At 61.5% G+C, this 21191-nt stretch carries 22 protein-coding genes; 16 read left to right on the top strand and 6 right to left on the bottom strand.

Annotation, left to right across the window (positions count from 1 at the left end; translation table 11 throughout):
* Positions 1–97 precede the first annotated feature (97 nt).
* From JBO08_RS24475 to JBO08_RS24465, 3 genes are all read right to left on the bottom strand, one after another.
* Positions 98–739 carry an oxidoreductase gene (locus JBO08_RS24475; RefSeq protein ID WP_049711362.1) on the bottom strand — a complete coding sequence of 214 codons (642 nt, stop codon included), beginning with the start codon at positions 737–739 and terminating at the stop codon, positions 98–100.
* A 29-nt stretch (positions 740–768) separates the two neighbouring features.
* On the bottom strand, positions 769–2487 hold the full coding sequence (locus JBO08_RS24470; RefSeq protein ID WP_220075041.1) for a C13 family peptidase: 1719 nt from the start codon (positions 2485–2487) through the stop codon (positions 769–771).
* Between the two features lie 104 nt (positions 2488–2591).
* Entirely contained in the window at positions 2592–3047 is a 456-nt protein-coding gene (locus tag JBO08_RS24465; RefSeq protein WP_049711364.1) for a MaoC family dehydratase, read from the bottom strand.
* Positions 3048–3207: 160 nt separating this feature from the next.
* Between JBO08_RS24465 and JBO08_RS24460 the strand changes: the two genes are divergently transcribed.
* From JBO08_RS24460 to JBO08_RS24450, 3 genes are read left to right on the top strand one after another with little or no spacing between them, the layout of a single operon-like run.
* Complete coding sequence (locus tag JBO08_RS24460) at positions 3208–3561, top strand: CidA/LrgA family protein (protein ID WP_065873688.1); 354 nt, start codon at positions 3208–3210, stop codon at positions 3559–3561.
* A complete protein-coding gene (locus tag JBO08_RS24455; RefSeq protein WP_065873687.1) occupies positions 3558–4274 on the top strand; it encodes an LrgB family protein in 717 nt (238 codons plus the stop codon). The genes JBO08_RS24460 and JBO08_RS24455 overlap by 4 nt, the downstream gene beginning before the upstream one ends.
* A 22-nt stretch (positions 4275–4296) precedes the next feature.
* Positions 4297–4887: an LON peptidase substrate-binding domain-containing protein gene (locus JBO08_RS24450; protein ID WP_065880416.1), complete on the top strand. Its 591-nt coding sequence runs from the start codon at positions 4297–4299 to the stop codon at positions 4885–4887.
* On the opposite strand, the gene JBO08_RS24445 is transcribed toward JBO08_RS24450, so the two are convergent.
* Positions 4884–6200 carry a bifunctional DedA family/phosphatase PAP2 family protein gene (locus tag JBO08_RS24445; protein ID WP_065873685.1) on the bottom strand — a complete coding sequence of 439 codons (1317 nt, stop codon included), beginning with the start codon at positions 6198–6200 and terminating at the stop codon, positions 4884–4886. The two genes, JBO08_RS24450 and JBO08_RS24445, sit on opposite strands and share 4 nt — an antisense overlap.
* 171 nt (positions 6201–6371) lie before the next feature.
* Positions 6372–7058, bottom strand: a complete 687-nt coding sequence (locus JBO08_RS24440; protein ID WP_065873735.1) for a DNA-3-methyladenine glycosylase — start codon at positions 7056–7058, stop codon at positions 6372–6374.
* Positions 7059–7232: 174 nt separating this feature from the next.
* Between JBO08_RS24440 and JBO08_RS24435 the strand changes: the two genes are divergently transcribed.
* From JBO08_RS24435 to JBO08_RS24375, 13 genes are all read left to right on the top strand, one after another.
* On the top strand, positions 7233–8498 hold the full coding sequence (locus tag JBO08_RS24435; RefSeq protein ID WP_065880415.1) for a glutamate-5-semialdehyde dehydrogenase: 1266 nt from the start codon (positions 7233–7235) through the stop codon (positions 8496–8498).
* Entirely contained in the window at positions 8498–9142 is a 645-nt protein-coding gene (nadD, locus tag JBO08_RS24430) for a nicotinate-nucleotide adenylyltransferase (protein WP_049711370.1), read from the top strand. The genes JBO08_RS24435 and nadD overlap by 1 nt, the downstream gene beginning before the upstream one ends.
* A 69-nt stretch (positions 9143–9211) precedes the next feature.
* Positions 9212–9706 (top strand): ribosome silencing factor, encoded by a 495-nt coding sequence (gene rsfS, locus JBO08_RS24425; protein ID WP_003237041.1) that lies wholly within the window; start codon positions 9212–9214, stop codon positions 9704–9706.
* A gap of 9 nt (positions 9707–9715) precedes the next feature.
* Positions 9716–10183: a 23S rRNA (pseudouridine(1915)-N(3))-methyltransferase RlmH gene (rlmH, locus tag JBO08_RS24420; RefSeq protein WP_003176297.1), complete on the top strand. Its 468-nt coding sequence runs from the start codon at positions 9716–9718 to the stop codon at positions 10181–10183.
* A 15-nt stretch (positions 10184–10198) separates the two neighbouring features.
* Positions 10199–12097 (top strand): penicillin-binding protein 2, encoded by a 1899-nt coding sequence (gene mrdA / locus JBO08_RS24415; protein ID WP_065873683.1) that lies wholly within the window; start codon positions 10199–10201, stop codon positions 12095–12097.
* A 31-nt stretch (positions 12098–12128) separates the two neighbouring features.
* A complete protein-coding gene (gene rodA, locus JBO08_RS24410) occupies positions 12129–13232 on the top strand; it encodes a rod shape-determining protein RodA (RefSeq protein ID WP_049713470.1) in 1104 nt (367 codons plus the stop codon).
* Positions 13233–13249: 17 nt separating this feature from the next.
* Positions 13250–14260, top strand: coding sequence for a lytic murein transglycosylase B (mltB, locus tag JBO08_RS24405; protein ID WP_065880414.1), 1011 nt, complete (start codon positions 13250–13252; stop codon positions 14258–14260).
* Positions 14260–15264 carry a septal ring lytic transglycosylase RlpA family protein gene (locus JBO08_RS24400; RefSeq protein ID WP_065873681.1) on the top strand — a complete coding sequence of 335 codons (1005 nt, stop codon included), beginning with the start codon at positions 14260–14262 and terminating at the stop codon, positions 15262–15264. The genes mltB and JBO08_RS24400 overlap by 1 nt, the downstream gene beginning before the upstream one ends.
* A 180-nt stretch (positions 15265–15444) precedes the next feature.
* Positions 15445–16602: a D-alanyl-D-alanine carboxypeptidase family protein gene (locus JBO08_RS24395; RefSeq protein ID WP_065873680.1), complete on the top strand. Its 1158-nt coding sequence runs from the start codon at positions 15445–15447 to the stop codon at positions 16600–16602.
* Positions 16603–16685: 83 nt separating this feature from the next.
* On the top strand, positions 16686–16961 hold the full coding sequence (locus JBO08_RS24390; protein ID WP_065880412.1) for a DUF493 domain-containing protein: 276 nt from the start codon (positions 16686–16688) through the stop codon (positions 16959–16961).
* Complete coding sequence (gene lipB / locus JBO08_RS24385) at positions 16961–17608, top strand: lipoyl(octanoyl) transferase LipB (RefSeq protein ID WP_065891171.1); 648 nt, start codon at positions 16961–16963, stop codon at positions 17606–17608. Before JBO08_RS24390 ends, lipB begins: the two co-directional genes overlap by 1 nt.
* A 26-nt stretch (positions 17609–17634) precedes the next feature.
* Positions 17635–18636, top strand: coding sequence for a lipoyl synthase (gene lipA / locus JBO08_RS24380; protein ID WP_162490596.1), 1002 nt, complete (start codon positions 17635–17637; stop codon positions 18634–18636).
* Between the two features lie 151 nt (positions 18637–18787).
* Entirely contained in the window at positions 18788–19705 is a 918-nt protein-coding gene (locus JBO08_RS24375) for an LD-carboxypeptidase (protein ID WP_065873677.1), read from the top strand.
* A 125-nt stretch (positions 19706–19830) separates the two neighbouring features.
* On the opposite strand, the gene JBO08_RS24370 is transcribed toward JBO08_RS24375, so the two are convergent.
* Entirely contained in the window at positions 19831–21156 is a 1326-nt protein-coding gene (locus tag JBO08_RS24370) for a lytic murein transglycosylase (RefSeq protein ID WP_065873676.1), read from the bottom strand.
* Positions 21157–21191: the final 35 nt, after the last annotated feature.

Below are 21191 nucleotides of genomic sequence, written 5' to 3'. Positions count from 1 at the left end.
CGCAGCCTCGCCGGGGCTCGACAGCTGCTACGCAGAGGGCTCCCTCAAGATGTGTAGATACCTATGCCGCGATGAGGCCCTTGTGTTCACCGCAGAACTACTTGCCTAGCTTGCGCAACTCATCTGACTCCACCACTCGCACCCCATCCTGCTCTTCCAGCGCCAGGCGCCACATGGCGCGGGCCAGTTCGCACACTTCAATGCCGCGGTATTTGCCCGGAATCAGTCGCGACAACGGTCCGGCCAGTTGTTCGGCCAAGCGCGGCTCCAGCCTTTCCCCGAGTAACAGCGAAGGGCGCACGATGGTCAGTTGTGGCCAATCCTGGGCCTTCAGCGCCTCTTCCATTTCACCTTTGACGCGGTTGTAGAAGATCGAAGATTTCGGGTCGGCGCCAATCGCGCTGATCACGATCAGGTGCCGCGCGCCCAGTTCCCGCGCGCGTTTGGCGAAAGCCACGACCATGTCCAGGTCGACCGCGCGGAAGGCGGCTTCGGAGCCCGCTTGTTTGATGGTGGTGCCCAGGCAGCAGAAGGCGATATCCACCTGGCCGCTCAGTTGCGGCAGGAACACCGCCGGGTCGCCCACCGGGTTTTCCAGGTGCGGGTGTTCGGCCAGTGGCTTGCGGGTGGGTGCCAGCACGCGGGTCACGGTGGGTTCGTTGAGCAGGCGGTCGAGCAGGTGTTCGCCGGTGAGGCCAGAGGCGCCAGCGAGCAAGATATGCTGCGGAGTCAGGTACATGGTGTTTCCCCCTTGTTACACGTTACAGCTTAGTTGCCTTTGGCTTCCTTGCTATTCATTGAGACGCTTTCGAGCGCCTTTCGTGCCTGCTGCTTACGTAATAATTGCCAATGGGCGATGACGCCCTTGGGAGCCCAGATCTGCGGCTCGGAGGCTTCGAAGCTGTCCGCCTGCTCGCGCTCGGCCACATGCAGTTGCGCCAGCTTGAAGGCTTGCTGCAGGTCGTCGGTCTGGTTGAAGGCTTGGGCGAAGAGGGCGTCGCCGAAGTAGGTGAAGTCGGCTTCCTCGGAACAACCGAAGGACACACGGTCGGCCCGCGAGGCGGTCATGATCAGCGTGCGCTCATCTTTCAGTGCCGGGATGAAGCCGCCGGAGTAGCAGGCGGAAATCACCACGATCTTGTCGCGGTTCTTCAACGGCGCCATCACGGCGGCCAGTTCATCGGCAGGCAGGTCCGCCAGCTCCATGCGCGGTTGGTCCAGCACCAGTTCGTGTTCGTGGGTGCCGTGGCTGGTCATGTAGATAAACACCAAGTCTTCCGGCCCGGTGCGTTCGGCCAGGGTTTGCACGGCGCGACGCAGGCTTTCGCGGGTGGCCAGTGGGCGGTCGGCGATGTGGTCGCGGTGATTGACCAGGCGAATCTGCCCACGCGCGCCGAAACGCGTTGCGAGCAGGTTACTGACGTAATCGGCCTCGCGCAGGAACACGCTCTGTTTGCCGTCACCGGCCACAGCCAGGGTGTACAGCTCCACGGCGGGCGTGGAGGCGGGCACTTCGGCGAGGGCGGTATCCAGCAGGCGGCCCTGGGCCAGCACACCGATTTCCAGTGGGTCGGGCAATAATTTGCCGTCGGCATCACGCACGCGCATGCCATTGACCCACGTGCCGGCCTGTACGGTGCCATCGGTGAGGACGAGGGTGCCTTTGCCTTGATAGCTGTCGCTGTCGAAGCCGCCGATATAGAAGCTGCCGTCGGTGAGGTTCAGGCGCCCTTCACCGGTAAAGCGCCAGTCGCTGAACTGACCCACATAGTGGCTGCCATCGACGCCAATCAATTCGCCCTTGCCGCTGAGCGCACCTTCCTTGAACTGGCCGATCCACACGTCGCCGTCGGCGTTCTCATAGCGGCCCTTGCCGTTGAGCTGGTTCTGTTTGAACTGGCCGACATAGATGTCGCCGTCGGCGCTGTTGAACGTGCCGTTGCCTTCCAGTTGGCCATCGACGAAATGGCCGCTGAACTGGTTGCCACTGTCATCGTTGCGCTGGCCTTCGCCATTCGGCTTGCCGTGGGCAAACTGGCCCTGGTACTGGCTGCCGTCGGCCAGTTCCAGGCGACCGAGGCCGGAATACTGGTCGTCCTTGAATTCACCGCGATAGGTCATCTGCCCCTCTTTGAGGGTGCCTTCGCCGTTGCGTCGCCCATTCTTGAAACCGCCCACATAGTGGCTGCCCGCCGTGGTCAGGCTGCCCTGGCCGTCGAACAGACCCTGTTTGAACTGACCTTTATAGACTTCGCCATTGCTGCCATGCCATTCGCCCTGGCCGTGCCATTGACCTTTGTCGAACTGGCCGGCGTACCAGCTGCCATTGGGGTAGTCCACACGGCCCTGGCCTTGCAGCAAACCATTGACCACATCGCCCCGGTAACGGCCGCCGTCGGGCAGGCGCGCATCGGGCGGAAACAGCGATTCGCCGTCTCCGCAAGCGGTGAGCAACAGGGCAAGGGCAAGGGGAGCGAGTGGGCGCATAGCGGGATCCGGGTAATTGAGCGCCGAGTATGCCGCAGCCGCGAGTTTCATACATAAATTTACATACACTGTGGTGAGGTTTTACCCCCCACCACAGGCAAGGCTTACACGAAGCAGAGTGACAGCGACTCGGCAATGTAGGCGGGTTTTTCCTGGCCTTCGATTTCCAGGGTGGCCGTGGCCTTGAACAGCCATTGGCCAGGCTTTTTCTCGGTGACGTCGGTCAGGGTCACGTTCAGGCGCACCTTGGAATTAACCTTCACCGGCTGGATAAAGCGCACGCTGTCCAGGCCATAGTTGACTGCCATCTTCAGGCCTTCAGGCATGATCAGGATGTCTTCCATCAGCTTGGGCATCAGCGACAACGACAGGAAACCGTGGGCGATGGTGCTGCCGAACGGTGTTTGCGCGGCCTTGACCGGGTCGACGTGGATGAACTGATGATCGCCAGTGGCCTCTGCGAACAGGTTGATGCGCGCCTGGTCGATGGTGAGCCATTCGGAACGTCCCAGTTCCTTGCCGACATAATCGTTGAGCTGCGCTACGGGTACATAGGGCATTGCGTCTCTCCTTGGTTCATCGGTTTTTATCAGTAGGCGAACTTCAATGTAGATCATCATGGGCAACAGGTCGGGTCAACCCACCATGCTTTTGGCGAATGCCTGAGCATACGGCGGGCATGCTTATAATGCCGATACGTTTTGAGGGGGGAGAAAACGGATGCTGTTACGCGGTCTGACATGGTTGGTGCTGTTTCAATTGATCGGCACGGCACTCAATCATTTGCTGCTGCCGGTACTGCCGGGGCCGATCATCGGCCTGTTGCTGATGCTGGGTTACCTGGTGTGGCGCGGCGAAGTCGGCGAGCCCCTGAGCCTGGCGGCCAGCAGCCTGTTGCGTTACCTGCCGTTACTGCTGGTGCCGCCGGCTGTGGGGGTAATGGTGTATGCCAAGGACATTGCCGCTGATTTCTGGGCGATTGTCGGCGCGCTGGTATTGTCGCTGGTGACCGCCATGGCGTTTGTCGGCGTGCTGATGCAGCAGATGGTCAAGCGCAAGGAGAAGGACCAATGACCTTCGACTGGCAGGGCGCGTGGACGGCGGTGATTCATCACCCCTTGTTCGGCATTGGCATCACCCTCGGTGCCTATCAACTGGTGTTGGCAGGGTTCGAGAAAACCCGCTGGGTCTTCCTGCAACCGGTGCTGGTCTCCATGCTGTTGGTGATCGGCGTGTTGCTCTCCTGTGGCCTGAGCTACGCCGAATACCGCAAGAGCACCGAGATCATGGGCATCCTGCTCGGCCCGGCGACGGTGGCGCTGGCCGTGCCGCTGTATTTGAACCTGCGACGGATTCGCCAATTGTTCTGGCCGATTTTTACTACGCTGGTGGTAGGCGGGGTGTTGGCCACCGGCCTGTGTGTGCTGCTGGGCTGGTGGTTTGGCGCCGAGCACATGATGTTGATGACCATGGCGCCCAAGTCGGTGACCTCGCCGATTGCCATGCTGGTGGCCGAGCAGATCGGCGGCGTGGCGGCGTTGGCGGCGGTGTTTGTGCTGATCACCGGGGTGGTGGGGGCGATGGTCGGCCCGTCACTGCTTTCACGCTTGGGCGTGTACAGCCCCGAAGCGCGTGGCATGGCCCTGGGCATGACTGCCCACGCCGTCGGCACTTCGGTGGCCCTGCAGGAAAGCGAAGAGTGCGGCGCCTTTGCGGCGCTGGCCATGAGTCTGATGGGCGTAGCCACGGCGGTGTTCCTGCCGCTGGCTGTGTCGGTGATCGTTTAAATCGGGTTTAAGGAAACCTTTTATGAGTCTGGCGCTGTTCCCGCTCAATACCGTGCTGTTCCCTGGCTGCACCCTCGACCTGCAACTGTTCGAGGCGCGCTACTTGGACATGATCAGCCGCTGCATGAAAAAGGGCGAAAGCTTCGGCGTGGTGTGCATCCTCGACGGCAGGGAAGTGGGCATGGCGCCGGACGGCTACGCGCTGATCGGCTGTGAAGCGCTGATTCGCGACTTCAAGCAGCAGGACAACGGCCTGCTGGGGATTCGAGTCGAAGGCGGCCGCAGGTTCCGCGTACGGGATGCGGGCGTGCAGAGAGACCAATTGCTGGTGGCCGACGTGCAATGGCTCGAAGAACTGCCAGACCAACCGCTGGAAGAAGAGGACGCCGACCTGCTGGCGCTGCTGCAGGCGTTGGCCGAGCACCCCTTGGTTGCTTCGCTGGACATGGATGCGCACGCCGAGGGGCAGCAAGCCTTGGGCAATCAGTTGGCGTATCTGCTGCCCTTCACCGACGCCGACAAGATCGACCTGCTGCAACTCGACGACCCGCAGCAGCGCCTGGATGCGATCCAGATGCTGCTCGATGAGTTGCAGGGTGAGCTGTTCACTTAATAGGCGTAGCGCAGCAGAGCATGCGGCGTGCCGGTGAGTGCGATGAAACTCAGCACCGCAATCAGCGCCGGCAACAGCAGCCACCAGGTTTTTTGTGACATGGCGGGCAGCGGGCTTCGGTACTCGCTGATGGCCAGGCTGAACGCACACACCGTCATCGCCAGCAGTGTGCCGGCCAGGATGTCCGTGGGCCAATGGGCGCCGAGGTAGACCCGCGACAGCGCAATAAATGCAGCCGGAATACAGCCCAGCAGCATCCAGGTCAGGCGCAGCCGTGTGGGTTGCCCGCGACCGGCCAGGATCGCCAGGGCCAGGAAAAACGCGAACGCGCCGGACGCATGGCCGCTGGGCATGCTGAAGCTGGTCAAAGGGTCTGTCAGGATTTCTGGCCGTCCGCGAGCGAAAAACAGCTTGGTCCCGGTGTTGATCACCGCCGCTCCGGCCAGCGTTACGCCGACAAACACCGCATGGCGCCATTGGCGTGCCAATAGCAGCAGGCCGGTGAACACGGCGCTGGCGAAAAACATCTTCTTGAATTCACCCAGTTGGGTGATGCGCACCATCACTTCATCCAGCCAAGGGCTGCGATGCTCCTGCACCAGGGCGGTCAGGCCATGGTCGAAGTTGTCCAGAGAGTGGTAGCCGATAAACAGCGCGATCAACAGCACCAGGCTGGCGCAACCAATCCACAAGGTAGCGCGACGATGGCCGCGCAAGCTGCTGTTCAAGCTCAGCCCGATCAGTACGGCCAGGCATCCTGCGACCACTGCGGCCTCAGGCCAGAACCCCTCGGGCAGAGGCAAGCGGAAGGCGGCGCCGGTCGCCCATCCCGGCAGCAGATAGGCCACCGACCAGCCCGCTGCCGCCACGATGCTCACCACCGCAAAGCGCGGAAATGGCATGTCGCACATGCCCGCCACCATCGGCAGCATAGGGCGCAATGGGCCGATGAAGCGTCCGACCAGCAGGCTGGCAATGCCGTACTTGTGGAAGTAGGTTTCAGCGCCGTTCATCCATTCAGGGTGGTGACGCAAGCCGGGCAAGCGCCGGATGTTCTGGTGGAAATGTCGACCCAGAAAGTAGGAAACCCCGTCACCGAGCAGACCGCCCAGGAAACCCAGCAGCAAGGTTTCACTCAGGGACAGCGCGCCGCTGCCGGCGAGTGCGGCAATAGCAAACAACAATACCGTGCCAGGCACGATCAGCCCGGCGATGGCCAGACACTCCACGCAGGCGACGATAAACACCGCCACCGCCAGCCATTCGGGGTTGAGGGTCAACCAGCCGGTAATGCTATCGAGCCATTGGCCCATACAATCCACTCCATCTATGTAATCCATAACCCCAAACACTAGAGATCAAACTGTGGGAGCAGGCTTGCCTGCGATGACGGTGTTTAGGCAAACATTTCAGTTGCCTGATCCGCCGCGATCGCAGGCAAGCCAGCTCCCACATGGGATCTGCTGTGCTGCCGGTTTTTGTGTTCAATCAATCAAAAAATAATCGCGACCTTCGACCTGGCCCCGGCGCAGCGGGTTCCGTGTGCAATAAGGCGCATAGCCGGCATCCACAAAGCGGTACATCAAGTGTTCATCACGGCCGCTGGGAATGCCCAGGCGGGTGGTTTGGATGATCTGAGTCGGCGCCTGGCCCACATCCTCGACGTAGAGCAACTCCTGATCGAAGCGCTTGGCATCCCACATCGGCACTTTCAGCCCCAAGGCTTTACACAGTAAGGTCTGGCCAGCGCACAGCTTTTGAGCGGCGCGCGGGCTGCCGTCGGCATTCGGGTTGTTCAACAGCATCTGCGCCAGGCTTTCAGGGCCGGACAACGCGTCGACCCACGGATACGCCGATTTGATCAACACGGCATTGCCCGGTCCATGAGCGCTGAAGTTCAGGGAATCGCCACCACGGGCGTAGTACATGTAGATATGACCACCATCCAGAAACAATGCCTTACGCTTTTCTGTGTAGCCCAATGAAGCGTGACTGCCTTTTTCGGCCACGTAATAGGCTTCGGTTTCAATAATTCGTGCCGAAAGCCAGGTTTCGCCGACACGATGGCGGATGACTTTTCCGAGCAATGCTTGCGCAAGAATTTGCGCATCGCGGTCGAAGAAGCTGTCGGGCAGGGGGCTGGCGGGGAGTAGGGGTGATGAGCTGGGCATGGCAGTCAGGGTAAATACGGCTAAATGTGACGGAATCATAACAACTCCCACCTTAATTACCGCTGAACCCCAGATTTTTACAGTTCATTTCGACCATCCGCCCCTCACCGCTGTCAGTCGGGCGGCGTCACAGCTATAATCTGCCGCTTTCCTCCCTGCCAAGACTCCCTGACCATGACTGAGTCCGTTCTTGACTACATGACCCGCCTGGGTCGCGCTGCCCGTCAGGCCTCGCGGTTGATCGCCCGTGCGAGCACTGCGCAGAAGAACCGTGCCCTGTTGGCTGCCGCCGACGCTCTGGATGCTTCGCGCTCCGAGCTCGCCACTGCCAACGAACTGGACCTGGCCAACGGCCGCGCCAATGGCCTGGAGCCAGCCCTGCTGGACCGCCTGGCGCTGACCCCGGCACGTATCGACGACATGATCGAAGGTTTGCGTCAGGTGGCCAAGCTGCCTGACCCCATCGGCGAAATCCGCGACATGCGTTACCTGCCGTCCGGCATCCAGGTCGGCAAGATGCGCGTGCCGCTGGGCGTGATCGGCATCATTTATGAGTCGCGTCCGAACGTGACCATCGACGCCGCGAGCCTGTGCCTCAAGTCCGGCAACGCCACCATCCTGCGTGGCGGTTCCGAGGCGATCAATTCCAACCGTGCCATTGCAGCGTGCATTCAGCAGGGCTTGGCCGTGGCCGAGTTGCCTGCCGAAGTGGTGCAAGTGGTGGAAACCACCGACCGTGCCGCCGTGGGCGCGCTGATCACCATGCCGGAATTTGTCGACGTGATCGTGCCACGTGGTGGCAAGAGCCTGATCGAGCGCGTCAGCCGCGATGCCAAGGTGCCAGTCATCAAGCACCTGGACGGCGTGTGCCACGTGTACATCGACATCGCCGCCGACATCGACAAGGCGATCCGCATCGCCGACAACGCCAAGACTCACCGCTACGCCCCGTGCAACACCATGGAAACCCTGCTGGTGCACGTCGGCATTGCCGAGCGCGTGCTGCCGCCGCTGGCTGCCATCTACCGCGACAAGGGCGTGGAACTGCGTGGTTGTGTGCGTACCCGAGCGCTGCTGGGCGCGGACGTGATCGAAGCGACCGAGCTGGATTGGTACACCGAATACACGGCGCCGATCCTGTCGATCAAGATCGTCGATGACCTGGACGAGGCCATCGAGCACATCAACACCTACGGTTCCAAGCACACCGACGCCATTGTTTCCGAGCATTTCAGCGATGCGCGGCGTTTCCTCAACGAAGTGGATTCCGCTTCGGTGATGATCAACGCCTCGACGCGTTTTGCCGACGGCTTCGAATATGGCCTGGGGGCGGAGATCGGTATTTCCACTGATAAGCTGCACGCCCGTGGCCCGGTTGGGCTGGAAGGCCTGACCAGCGAGAAGTACGTGGTGTTCGGCGACGGTCATGTGCGCACTTGATGGCTAAACGCATCGGGCTGCTCGGCGGTACCTTCGACCCCGTGCACATCGGCCATTTGCGCAGCGCCCTGGAAGTCGCGGATGCCCTTGCGCTGGACGAGTTGCGGGTGATGCCCAACGCCCGGCCGCCGCATCGCGATACGCCGCAGGTGTCGCCGCAGCAGCGCCTGGAAATGGTGCGCCTGGCCGTGGAAGGTATCTCGCCGCTGGTGGTGGACGACCATGAGCTCAAGCGCGATAAACCGTCCTACACTGTTGACACCCTGGAGCTGATGCGCGCCGAGTTGGCCGCGGATGACCAGTTGTTTCTGCTTTTGGGCTGGGACGCTTTTTGCGGCCTGCCCTCTTGGCATCGCTGGGAGGAACTCCTCCAGCATTGCCACATCCTGGTTTTGCAACGCCCGGATGCCGACAGCGAACCGCCGGATGCCTTGCGCAACCTGCTGGCCGCGCGGTCGGTAAGTGACCCCTTGGCCCTGACCGGGCCGAACGGGAATATTGCATTCGTCTGGCAGACCCCGCTTGCGGTGTCCGCCACCCAGATCCGTCAACTGCTGGCCAGCGGTAAGTCGGTACGTTTCCTGGTGCCTGACGCGGTCCTGGCCTACATCGATGCGCACGGGCTTTACCGTGCGTCGAACTGAAAAGGCGCGCTTGAACGTACGCACAGTCGTACAGCGAGCGCCCGTACATACGAGCAAAACGAGTTTTATATGACGAACAAAGACGTAAGCAAAGTTAAGCGCAAAGGCACCTTCAAAAGCGCCCCGCTGCCAGTAGAAGCCCACGTTGGCCCTGAGCTGGCTGGCGAAGAGCTGGTAAAAGTCGCCGTGGCGGCCCTGGAAGACGTCAAGGCCCAGGACATCCAAGTGCTGGACGTGCGCGACAAGCAGAGCATCACCGACTACATGATCATCGCCACCGGTACCTCCAACCGCCAGATCGGCGCGATGCTGGACAAGGTTCGCGAAGCCGTCAAAGCACAAGGCGTCAAGCCGCTGGGTGAAGAAGGCAAGGGCGACAGCGACTGGGTGCTGTTGGACATGGACGACGTGATCGTACACATGATGACCTCCAACGCTCGCCAGTTCTACGACCTGGAACGTCTGTGGAAAGGCGCCGAGCAGAGCCGTGCCGCCGATGGCAAGCACCACAGCCCGGAAGTGGGCCACGCGCACTTCGACAAGCTGAACAAAGACCAGGAATAAGGAACGGCTGTGCGCCTGCGTCTGATCGCTGTCGGTTCACGCATGCCCAAGTGGGTGGAAGAAGGCTGGCACGAGTATGCCAAGCGTCTGCCCGCTGAGCTGTCGCTTGAACTGGTGGAAATACCGCTGAATACCCGGGGCAAGAATGCCGACGTGGCGCGCTTTATCCGTCAGGAAGGCGAAGCCATGTTGGCCAAGGTCGGCCCCAACGAGCGCATCGTCACCCTCGAAGTGCACGGCAAACCCTGGAGCACCGAGCAATTGGCGGTGGAACTGGATCGCTGGCGCCTGGATTCGCGTACGGTCAACTTCATGGTGGGCGGCCCCGAAGGGCTGGCGCCGGAAGTCTGTGCGCGGGCGGACCAGCGTTGGTCGTTGTCAGCGCTGACGCTGCCGCACCCGTTGGTAAGAATCCTGATCGGTGAACAGCTGTATCGCGCCTGGACAGTTCTGTCCGGGCACCCTTATCACAAATAATCTGCGCCTCTTTCGATGACCCAGCCGATCCGCATCAAGGACCACGAGAAAGACGCACGTCTCGTACGCGCTCGGGTCGTGTTCGGCGCTTTTATGGTGGTGGGGCTGATCGGGGTGCTGATTGCGCGCCTGTATTTCCTGCAGGTGATCCAGTACGACTATCACTCCACGCTGTCGGAAAACAACCGGGTGCATGTGCAGCCGATTCCGCCGACCCGTGGGCTGATTTTCGACCGCAATGGCGTGGTGGTCGCGGATAACCGGCCCAGCTTCAGCCTGAGCATGACCCGCGAACGTTCCGGTGATTGGCAGCAGATCCTCGATGTGATCGTCGAGGTGCTGCAGTTGACCCCGGAAGACCGCGTGATCTTCGAAAAGCGCATGAAGCAGGGGCGCCGGCCATTCGAGCCGGTGCCGATCCTGTTTGAGCTGACCGAAGAGCAGATCGCCCGGATCGCGGTGAACCAGTTCCGTCTGCCGGGTGTGGAAGTGGTGGCGCAGTTGGTGCGGCACTACCCGCAGGGGCCGCATTTTGCGCACTCTGTCGGCTACATGGGGCGAATCAACGAGAAAGAGCTGAAAAGCCTCGATCCGGTCAATTACAGCGGCACCCACCATATCGGCAAGACAGGCATCGAGCGTTTCTACGAGCCAGAACTGCACGGCCAGGTGGGTTACGAAGAAGTCGAGACCAACGCTCGCGGCCGTGTGCTGCGGGTACTCAAGCGCACCGACCCGGTGCCGGGCAAGGACATCGTCCTGAGCCTGGACATCAAGTTGCAGGAAGCCGCCGAGATGGCCCTGGGCGGTCGCCGTGGCGCGGTAGTCGCGCTGGACCCGAAAACCGGTGAAGTGCTGGCGATGGTCAGCCAGCCAAGCTTCGACCCCAACTTGTTTGTGACGGGCATCAGCTTCAAGGCTTACGCCGAGTTGCGCGATTCCATTGACCGGCCGCTATTCAACCGCGTATTGCGCGGCCTGTACCCGCCGGGTTCGACAATCAAGCCGGCGGTGGCGATTGCGGGTCTGGACGCGGGCGTGGTCACGGCCTCCAGCCGAGTCTATGACCCTGGCTACTACATGCTGCCCAACTACGATCACAAATACCGTAACTGGAACCGCACCGGTGACGGCTATGTCGACTTGGACACCGCGATCATGCGCTCCAACGACACCTATTTTTACGACCTGGCCCACAAGCTGGGGATTGATCGCCTATCCACCTATATGGGCAAGTTCGGCCTCGGTCAGAAAGTCTCCCTGGACATGTTCGAAGAGTCCCCGGGCTTGATGCCGTCGCGCGAGTGGAAGCGCGCAACCCGCCGCCAGGCGTGGTTCCCGGGCGAGACGTTGATCCTCGGCATCGGCCAGGGCTACATGCAGGCCACGCCGCTGCAGCTGGCGCAGGCCACGGCGCTGGTGGCCAACAAAGGCATCTGGAACCGTCCGCACCTGGCCCGGACCATCGAAGGCGAAAAGCCGGTGGATGACAACCCGATCCCCGACATTGTGCTGCGTGACCCGTCGGACTGGACCAAGGTCAATCACGGCATGCAGCAAGTGATGCACGGCGCCCGCGGTACTGCGCGCAAAGCGGCCATTGGCGCGCAATACCGCATTGCCGGCAAGAGCGGTACCGCGCAGGTGGTGGCGATCAAGCAAGGCGAGAAATATGACCGCTCCAAGGTTCAGGAGCGCCACCGTGACCACGCCTTGTTTGTCGGCTTCGCGCCGGCGGACGATCCGAAAATCGTGGTGGCGGTGATGGTCGAAAACGGCGAATCCGGCTCCGGCGTCGCGGCCCCGGTGGTGCGCCAGATCATGGACGCCTGGCTGTTGGCCGACGACGGCAGGCTCAAGCCCGAATATGGCGGCCCCCCTTCAAGCACCGAGGTTACGGCCCGTGAAGAGTAATTTTGACCGCATCCTCTCCAGCGAGGACGTGATGCGTCGCCGTGCGACGTTGCTGCAACGCATGCACATTGATGGCCCGTTGCTGATCCTCCTCTTGACCCTGGCTGCCGGCAGCCTGTTCGTCCTGTACTCGGCCAGCGGCAAGAACTGGGACCTGCTGATCAAGCAAGCGTCGTCGTTCGGCCTGGGCCTGTTGTCGATGGTCGTGATCGCCCAGCTTGAGCCACGGTTCATGGCGCGGTGGGTGCCGCTGGGCTACGTCGCCGGGGTGCTGCTGCTGGTGGTAGTGGACGTGATGGGCCACAACGCCATGGGCGCGACGCGCTGGATCAACATTCCGGGGGTGATTCGCTTCCAGCCGTCGGAATTCATGAAGATTCTGATGCCCGCGACCATCGCCTGGTACTTGTCCAAGCGCACCTTGCCGCCGCAGCTCAAACACGTGGGGATCAGCCTGATCCTGATTGGCGTGCCGTTTGTGCTGATCGTGCGCCAGCCCGACCTCGGCACCTCACTGCTGATCCTGGCGGGCGGTGCCTTCGTGCTGTTCATGGGCGGCTTGCGCTGGCGCTGGATCCTCAGCGTGCTGGCTGCCGCCGTGCCCGTGGCCGTGGCCATGTGGTTCTTCTTTATGCATGACTACCAGAAGCAGCGAATCCTGACCTTCCTCGACCCTGAAAGCGACCCGCTCGGCACCGGCTGGAACATCATCCAGTCGAAGGCCGCCATCGGTTCCGGCGGTGTATTTGGTAAGGGGTGGTTGCTGGGCACTCAGTCGCACTTGGACTTTTTGCCCGAGAGCCACACCGACTTCATCATTGCGGTAATGGGCGAAGAGTTCGGCCTGGTGGGCATTTGCGCGCTGCTGCTGATCTATTTGCTGTTGATTGGTCGCGGCCTGGTGATCACCGCGCAGGCGCAGACGTTGTTCGGCAAATTGCTGGCCGGCGCCCTGACCATGACTTTTTTTGTTTACGTTTTCGTCAACATCGGTATGGTCAGTGGCCTGTTGCCGGTGGTTGGGGTGCCGTTGCCGTTCATTAGCTACGGCGGAACTTCGCTGGTGACATTGATGTCAGCGTTTGGGGTTTTGATGTCGATTCATACGCATCGCAAATGGATCGCACAGGTTTGAATAAGGTGAAGATGTCAATGCAAGTAATGCGCGGCTGGGCGACTCGGCATGCGTCCTGGATGGGCCTGATTGGGCTGCTGGGCGCAACGCAAGAGGCGCAGGCCGGTGACTACGATGGTTCACCCCAGGTCGCCGAGTTTGTCGGTGAAATGACCCGCGACTATGGTTTCGCCGGTGAGCAACTGATGGGCGTGTTCCGCGAGGCCCAGAAAAAACAGGCGATCCTCGACGCCATTTCTCGCCCTGCCGAACGCGTGAAGCAGTGGAAGGAATATCGCCCGATGTTCCTCACCGACGCCCGCGTGGCGCGGGGTGTGGACTTCTGGCGTCAGCATGAGGCAGTGCTGGCCCGCGCCGAGCAGGAATACGGTGTGCCGGCCCAGGTCATTGTCGCGATCATTGGCATCGAAACCTTTTACGGGCGCAATACTGGCAGTTACCGGGTGATCGACGCCTTGTCGACCCTGGGCTTCGATTACCCGCCGCGCGCCGACTTCTTCCGCAAGGAGCTGCGCGAATTCCTGCTGCTGGCCCGCGAAGAGCAGGTCGACCCGCTGAGCCTCAAAGGTTCCTACGCGGGGGCGATGGGCTTGCCGCAGTTCATGCCGAGCAGCTTCCGCGCCTATGCCGTGGACTTTGACGGCGATGGGCATATCAATATCTGGAGCAATCCGGACGATGCCATCGGCAGTGTGGCCAGCTACTTCAAGCGTCATGGCTGGGTGGGCGGCGAACCGGTGGTGATCCGCGCCGATGTCACGGGGGACCGCGCCGACGAAGGCCTGACCCAAGGCATTGAGCCGGCCAAGACGGTCGGGGAGTTGCAGGCGCTGGGCTGGTCGAGTCAGAATGCGCTGCCTGCTGATATGCCGGTCACGGCGTTCCGCCTTGAAGGCGAAAACGGTCCGGAATACTGGATGGGCCTGAAGAATTTCTACGCAATCACGCGTTATAACCGCAGTGTGATGTACGCCATGGCCGTGCATCAGCTGTCAGACATGCTGGTCCAAGCACGGGGCAACAAGTAATGCGGGCATCGCCGTTCAATCAACCGCTCAAGCTGGTGGCGTTCGCCGCGTTGTCCCTGCTGGTCGTCAGTTGTTCCACCACCAACAGCCGCGCGCCGGCGCAAAAGTCCGGCGGCGCAGTCGTCCGTGCCCAGCCGGGCCTGGACATCAACCGCGCACACAAAGACGGCGCGCCGTGGTGGGACGTCGATGTATCGAAGATCCCGGACGCCACGCCGACCCTGCACACCGGGCCTTACAAGGCCAACCCGTATACCGTGCTGGGCAAGAATTACTTCCCGCTGCAGGAATCCAAGACGTACGTCCAATCGGGTACAGCGTCCTGGTATGGCACCAAATTCCATGGCCAGAACACCGCCAACGGCGAAGTGTATGACCTGTACGGCATGAGCGCGGCCCACAAGACCCTGCCGCTGCCCAGCTATGTACGCGTGACCAACCTGGACAACAACCGCACGGTGATCCTGCGGGTCAACGACCGCGGGCCGTTCTATTCGGACCGCATCATCGACTTGTCCTACGCCGCCGCGAAGAAACTCGGCTACGCCGAAACCGGTACCGCGCGTGTGAAAGTCGAAGGTATCGACCCTGCGCAGTATTGGGCCCAGCGTGGCAAGCCAGCGCCGTTGATGCTCAATGAACCGCAAACCCAGCAACCGCAAGTGACTGCCTCAACGGGCAAGATCGAGCAGTGGACGCCGCCGCCGCAGCAGCATGCTCCGGACACCGTCGTCGTACCCAGGGCTGCGCCAGGCGCTGCCGCAGCGGGCGGGCAATACCTGCAGGTCGGCGCTTTCGCCAACCCGGATGCGGCAGAACTGTTAAGGTCCAAGCTGAGCGGCATGGTCAACGCGCCGGTGTTCATCAGCTCCATCGTGCGTAACCAGCAGACCCTGCATCGCGTACGGATGGGGCCGATAGGCTCGCCGAGCGAAGTCGCGCAAGTTCAGAACAGCGTGCGCATGGCCAACCTGGGGCAACCCAGTGTGGTTACCGCCGAATAATAGAGAATTGATGGTTCTGGCTCGTGCGCGGGTCAGGGCTGTGGTTGTTGGCTCGTTTGACAATAAAAACCCAGGGGCAAGGGGTGAGCGGGCAACCGAATACGCGACAGTCTGGCAACGGGCTGTCTGAATAAGTTTTGCCCGCGAGGGCAAGTTTCCATAAGCAATTTCGAGAGACGGATGAACATCACCACCTTAGCCAAACGCACGTGCCTGCTTCTTTCGCTGATCATCACCCCGGCCGCCTGGGCCGTTGAAATGGTGCCGGCTTCCCCGCAACTGGCCGCCAAGTCCTGGGTTCTCATGGATGCCGCCAGTGGCAACGTGCTGGTCGAGAGCAACGGTGACCAGCGCCTGCCACCGGCCAGCCTGACCAAACTGATGACCGCCTACATCGCGACCCTGGAAATCCGTCGCGGCCAGATCGGCGAGAACGATCCGGTGACCGTCAGCGAAAACGCCTGGCGTACCGGCGGCTCGCGGATGTTCATCAAGGTCGGTTCGCAGGTGACTGTGAGCGACCTGCTGCACGGCATCATCATCCAGTCCGGTAACGACGCCAGCGTCGCCCTGGCCGAGCACATCGCCGGCAGCGAAGACGCGTTCGCCGACATGATGAACAAGACGGTGACTGACCTGGGCATGACCAACAGCCACTTCATGAACCCGACCGGCCTGCCGAACCCAGAGCACTACTCGTCGGCCCACGACATGGCGATCCTGGCGCGCGCGATCATTCGTGTCGACCCGGTGCACTACGCGATCTACTCCCAGAAAGAGTTCTACTGGAACAACATCAAGCAACCTAACCGCAACCTGCTGCTGTGGCGCGACAAGACCGTTGACGGTCTGAAAACCGGCCACACTGACGAAGCCGGCTACTGCATGGTGTCGTCTGCTGTACGTGACGGCCAACGCCTGATCGCCGTGGTCTTCGGCACCAACAGCGAGCAGGCCCGTGCGGCCGAGACGCAAAAACTGCTGACCTACGGTTTCCGCTTCTTCGAAACCCAGACCTTCTACCAGAAGGGTGCTGAGCTGGCGACCGCGCCGGTTTGGAAGGGCGCTACCTCCCAAGTCAAGGCCGGCCTGGCTGAAGACCTGACCCTGACCATGCCTAAAGGCCAGCTGAAAAAGCTCGCTGCCAGCATGACCATGAACCCGCAATTGGTTGCGCCAATCGCCAAGGGCGATGTGATCGGTAAAGTCGAAGTGAAGCTGGACGACAAGGTGGTGCACAGCGCCGACCTGATCGCCCTGGACGCCGTCGACGAAGGTGGTATCTTCCGCCGCGTGTGGGATAGCATCCGTCTATTCTTCTACGGCTTGTTCAACTGATAGTGTGCATCCGCAAAGCCCCGCGTTGATCCGACGCGGGGCTTTGTTGTCGCCAAGGCTTACGCTTACGAGGCCGTTACGCCATGACCGATACCGAAGTAAAGGCGCCAAAGATCGAATTCCCGGTGGTGGACTATCCCATCAAGATCATCAGCGACACCGGCGTAGGCCGCAAAGACTTGATCCTCGAGATTGTGCGCAAGCACGCGACGATCAATGACCAGCGTGTGGACGAGCGTTCCAGCTCCACAGGCAAATACACCACGATCCAGTTGCACATCGTTGCGACCGGTCAAGACCAGCTCTACGACATCAACAGTGAACTGCGGGCCACTGGCTTCGTGCACATGGTGTTGTGATGTCACAGGTCCTGGGCTTTCGCGAGCTCGGCCGGATGGACTACGAGCCCGTCTGGCACGCCATGCAGCGCTTCACCAATGAGCGCGGCAGCTCGGCCCCGGATGAAATCTGGCTGGTGGAGCACCCGCCGGTGTTCACCCAGGGCCAAGCCGGCAAGGCCGAGCACTTGCTGCTGCCGGGGGATATTCCGGTGGTGCAGGTCGACCGAGGTGGCCAAGTGACTTACCATGGTCCCGGTCAGCTGGTGGCTTATCTGCTGCTGGACGTACGCAAGCTTGGCTTTGGCGTACGCGACCTGGTGAGCCGCATGGAGGCTTGCCTGATCGAGCTGTTGGCCAGTTACGGCGTGACCGCTGCGGCCAAGCCCGATGCACCCGGTGTGTATGTGGATGGCGCGAAAATCGCGTCCCTCGGTTTGCGAATTCGCCACGGTTGCTCCTTTCATGGCCTGGCCCTGAATGTGGACATGGACCTGGCGCCGTTTCGACGGATCAACCCGTGCGGCTACGCCGGGCTGGCGATGACCCAATTGAGCGACCACGCCACACCGATTAAATTTGCCGAGGTAAGTGCCCGGCTGCGTGAGCAGCTCGTCAAACACCTCGACTATGCTGAGCAGACGACCCTTACGGGCGGAATCGACTGATTATGACTACTGATGCAGTGCAAACCATGATCCCGACGGTGGACGTTACCGACCGTGCGGCCCCGGCCCCGCGTGCCAAGGTGGAAGCCGGCGTCAAGCTGCGCGGCGCCGAGAAGGTTGCACGCATCCCGGTGAAGATCATTCCGACCACCGAACTGCCGAAGAAGCCTGACTGGATCCGCGTGCGCATCCCGGTTTCGCCGGAAGTCGACCGTATCAAGGCCCTGCTGCGCAAACACAAGCTGCACAGCGTGTGCGAAGAAGCCTCCTGCCCGAACCTGGGCGAGTGCTTCTCTGGCGGCACCGCCACCTTCATGATCATGGGTGACATCTGCACCCGTCGTTGCCCGTTCTGCGACGTGGGCCACGGCCGTCCGAAGCCACTGGACGTCAACGAGCCGGAAAGCCTGGCCATTGCCATTGCCGACCTTAAGCTCAAGTACGTGGTGATCACCTCGGTTGACCGCGACGACCTGCGTGACGGCGGTGCCCAGCACTTTGCCGACTGCATCCGCGAAATCCGCAAGTTGTCGCCAAACGTCATGCTCGAAACCCTGGTGCCGGACTACCGTGGCCGTATGGACGTGGCGCTGGAAATCACCGCTGCCGAGCCGCCGGATGTGTTCAACCACAACCTGGAAACCGTGCCGCGCCTGTACAAGGCCGCGCGCCCGGGTTCGGACTACCAGTGGTCGCTGACCCTGCTGCAGAAATTCAAGCAAATGATGCCGCACATCCCGACCAAATCCGGCCTGATGCTGGGCCTGGGCGAGACTGACGAAGAAGTGATCGAAGTCATGCAGCGCATGCGCGAACACGACATCGACATGCTGACCCTGGGCCAGTACCTGCAACCGTCCCGCAGCCACTTGCCGGTGCAGCGTTTCGTGCACCCGGACACCTTCGCCTGGTTCGCCGAGGAAGGTTACAAGATGGGCTTCAAGAACGTCGCGTCGGGGCCGCTGGTGCGTTCGTCGTACCATGCGGACGAGCAAGCCAAGCTGGTCAAGGCTAGCCTGGTTTCGTAATACAGATTTGGGCAACACCGCTGATCCAATGTGGGAGCGGGCTTGCTCGCGAAGGCGGTGTTTCAGTCACCTGATTTATTGACTGACACTGCGCTTTCGCGAGCAAGCCCGCTCCCACATTTCGTTTCGCGTCAGCCAAGGAGAATTGTGGATGAGCATTGCCGTACCTGCCTTGCGCCCAGAGGGCACCATCGCCCTGATCGCCCCCGCCGGCCCCGCCACGCTGGACGTCGAAAAGGCCGGCCAATGGATGCGCGCCCGCGGCTACGACCTGCGAATCCTTCCTGGCGTCTATGAGCGCGACGGCTACCTGGCCGGCAGCGATACAGTCCGCCTCAACGATCTCCATAAAGCCTTCGCCGACCCTGAAATCGACGCCATCTTCTGCCTGCGCGGCGGCTACGGCACGCCGCGTCTGCTTGATAGCCTGGATTTCGACCTGCTACGCGCCAATCCCAAGCCGTTCGTAGGTTATAGCGACATCACCGCTCTACACCTGGCGATCAGCCGCTACGCCGGCTTCGTGACCTTCCACGGGCCGATGCTCAATGCCGATCTGCTGGGCGATAAGCAACAGCCCACCGAATCCTCGCTGTTCAGCCTGCTGCGCGGCCAACTGAGTACTGGTAGCGAGTTGATGCACCCGGTGGCTTACCCGCTGACGACGATTGAACCGGGCATCGCCTGTGGGCGTTTGCTCGGCGGCAACCTGTCGATGATCGCGGCTGTCATGGGCACGCCCTACGAGATGGATGCCGAGGGCATCATCTTGTTTATCGAAGACGTCAACGAGCCGATCTACCGCATCGACCGTCTGCTCACGCACCTGCGCCTGGCGGGCAAGCTGGCCCAGGTTGCGGGTGTGCTGGTGGGGGATGTGGCGGGTGTGGACAAGGATGCGTTGGAGCGGCTGCTCAAGCAGACCTTTGAACCGCTGTGCATTCCGGTATTGTCCGGCTGGCGCAGTGGGCATTGTGATCCGAACCTGACGTTGCCGATGGGCGCGTTGGTCAGGCTGGATGCGGGGGAGAAGAGGGTGGTGTTGGAGCAGGATGTAGTCGTTAGATAGTTGTTGCCTGTGAAGCCGTCTTCGCAGGCAAGCCAGCTCCCACATTCGACCGTATTCCAAAGGGTGTACGCGGTTAAATGTGGGAGCGGGCTTGCTCGCGAAAGCGGTAGTAGCCATAAGCAGATCTACCGGTTCTGCAACGATTCCAGCAGCTTCACCGTCGGATACCCATCCGCCGGCCAGCCCAGCGCTTGCTGCGCCGCACGAATCGCCTTGCGCGTATTGGCGCCGATGATCCCGTCCGGGTTCCCCGCGTCATAACCGTTGGCACTCAGCGCTGTCTGCAAATCGATACGCTGGGAGCGGCTCAACGGCAGCTCATCCTTCGGCCAGTCACCACGAATCACACCACCGCCACCGAATCTTTCCGACAACAGGCCAACCGCCAGCGCGTAGGACGACGAGTTGTTGTACTTGAGGATTGCGCGGAAGTTATCCAGCACCAGGAACGCCGGGCCACGGTAGCCCGCCGGCAGCAGCAGGGCGGCGGACAGTTGGTCGACGTTGGGCGGCATGCTGGCGCCCGGTGGCAGTTGGATACCGAGTTTCAGCCATTCGGCGACCGTCTTGCGAATGCCACCATCGGCCAGGGCGTAATCGAAGTTCGCCGGCAGTTGTTTCACCTCAAAGCCCCACGGCTGGCCTTTCTGCCAGCCGGAGCTTTGCAGGTAGTGTGCGGTGGAGGCGAGGGCGTCCGATGGGCTGTTCCAGATGTCGCGGCGACCGTCGCCATCGAAGTCGACGGCGTGGGTGTTGTAGGTGGTCGGGATAAATTGGGTCTGGCCCATGGCGCCGGCCCAGGAGCCTTTCATCTGGTCGGCCTGGATGTCGCCATGCTGGATGATCTGCAGCGCCGCCAGCAGTTGCGCCTGGGCGAATGCTGGGCGACGGCCTTCATAGGCCAGCGTCGCCAGGGAGCGAATCACCGAGTTATTGCCCTGGAACTGGCCGAAATTGCTTTCCATGCCCCACACCGACACCAACGCCTGACGGTCGACGCCATAACGTTGCTCGATGCTTTGCAGGATATCGGCGTACTTGATCAACAATGCCTGGCCATTACGCACGCGTACCGGCGAAAGGGCGCCGTCGAGGTATTCCCACACGGGGCGGGAAAATTCCGGCTGGCTGCGGTCGGCGCGGATTACCGCCATATCAGGGGTGACGTTGGCGAATGCGTTGTCAAACACGGCTTCGGTGATGCCGGCCTGCAGGGCTTGCACGCGAAAGCCAGCCTGCCATTCGGCAAAGGTCTGGGTCGGTTGGATATCAAGATTGTCCACAGCCAGCGGGGCCACGACAGCGGGCGCTACCACGGGGGCGGTCTGTAACTTTGGCAGTGGTTGAGCGTCGGCGGCGGTCGGTTTCTCCGCGCAGGCGACTAGCAGAATGAGGCTGGAGGCAGCGATCAGTTGGCGAAGGTGCCAACGACGGGGAAGACTAGAGGGCATGCACAGGTCCAGAGATTACAAATCAGGTGCAGACC

Origin of the sequence: Pseudomonas sp. LAP_36, assembly GCF_019456785.1 — a bacterium.
GTDB classification, from domain to species: Bacteria; Pseudomonadota; Gammaproteobacteria; order Pseudomonadales; family Pseudomonadaceae; genus Aquipseudomonas; species Aquipseudomonas tritici.
The sequence above is the reverse complement of the archived record's forward strand: the minus strand, read 5'-3'. Positions and strand labels throughout refer to the sequence as shown.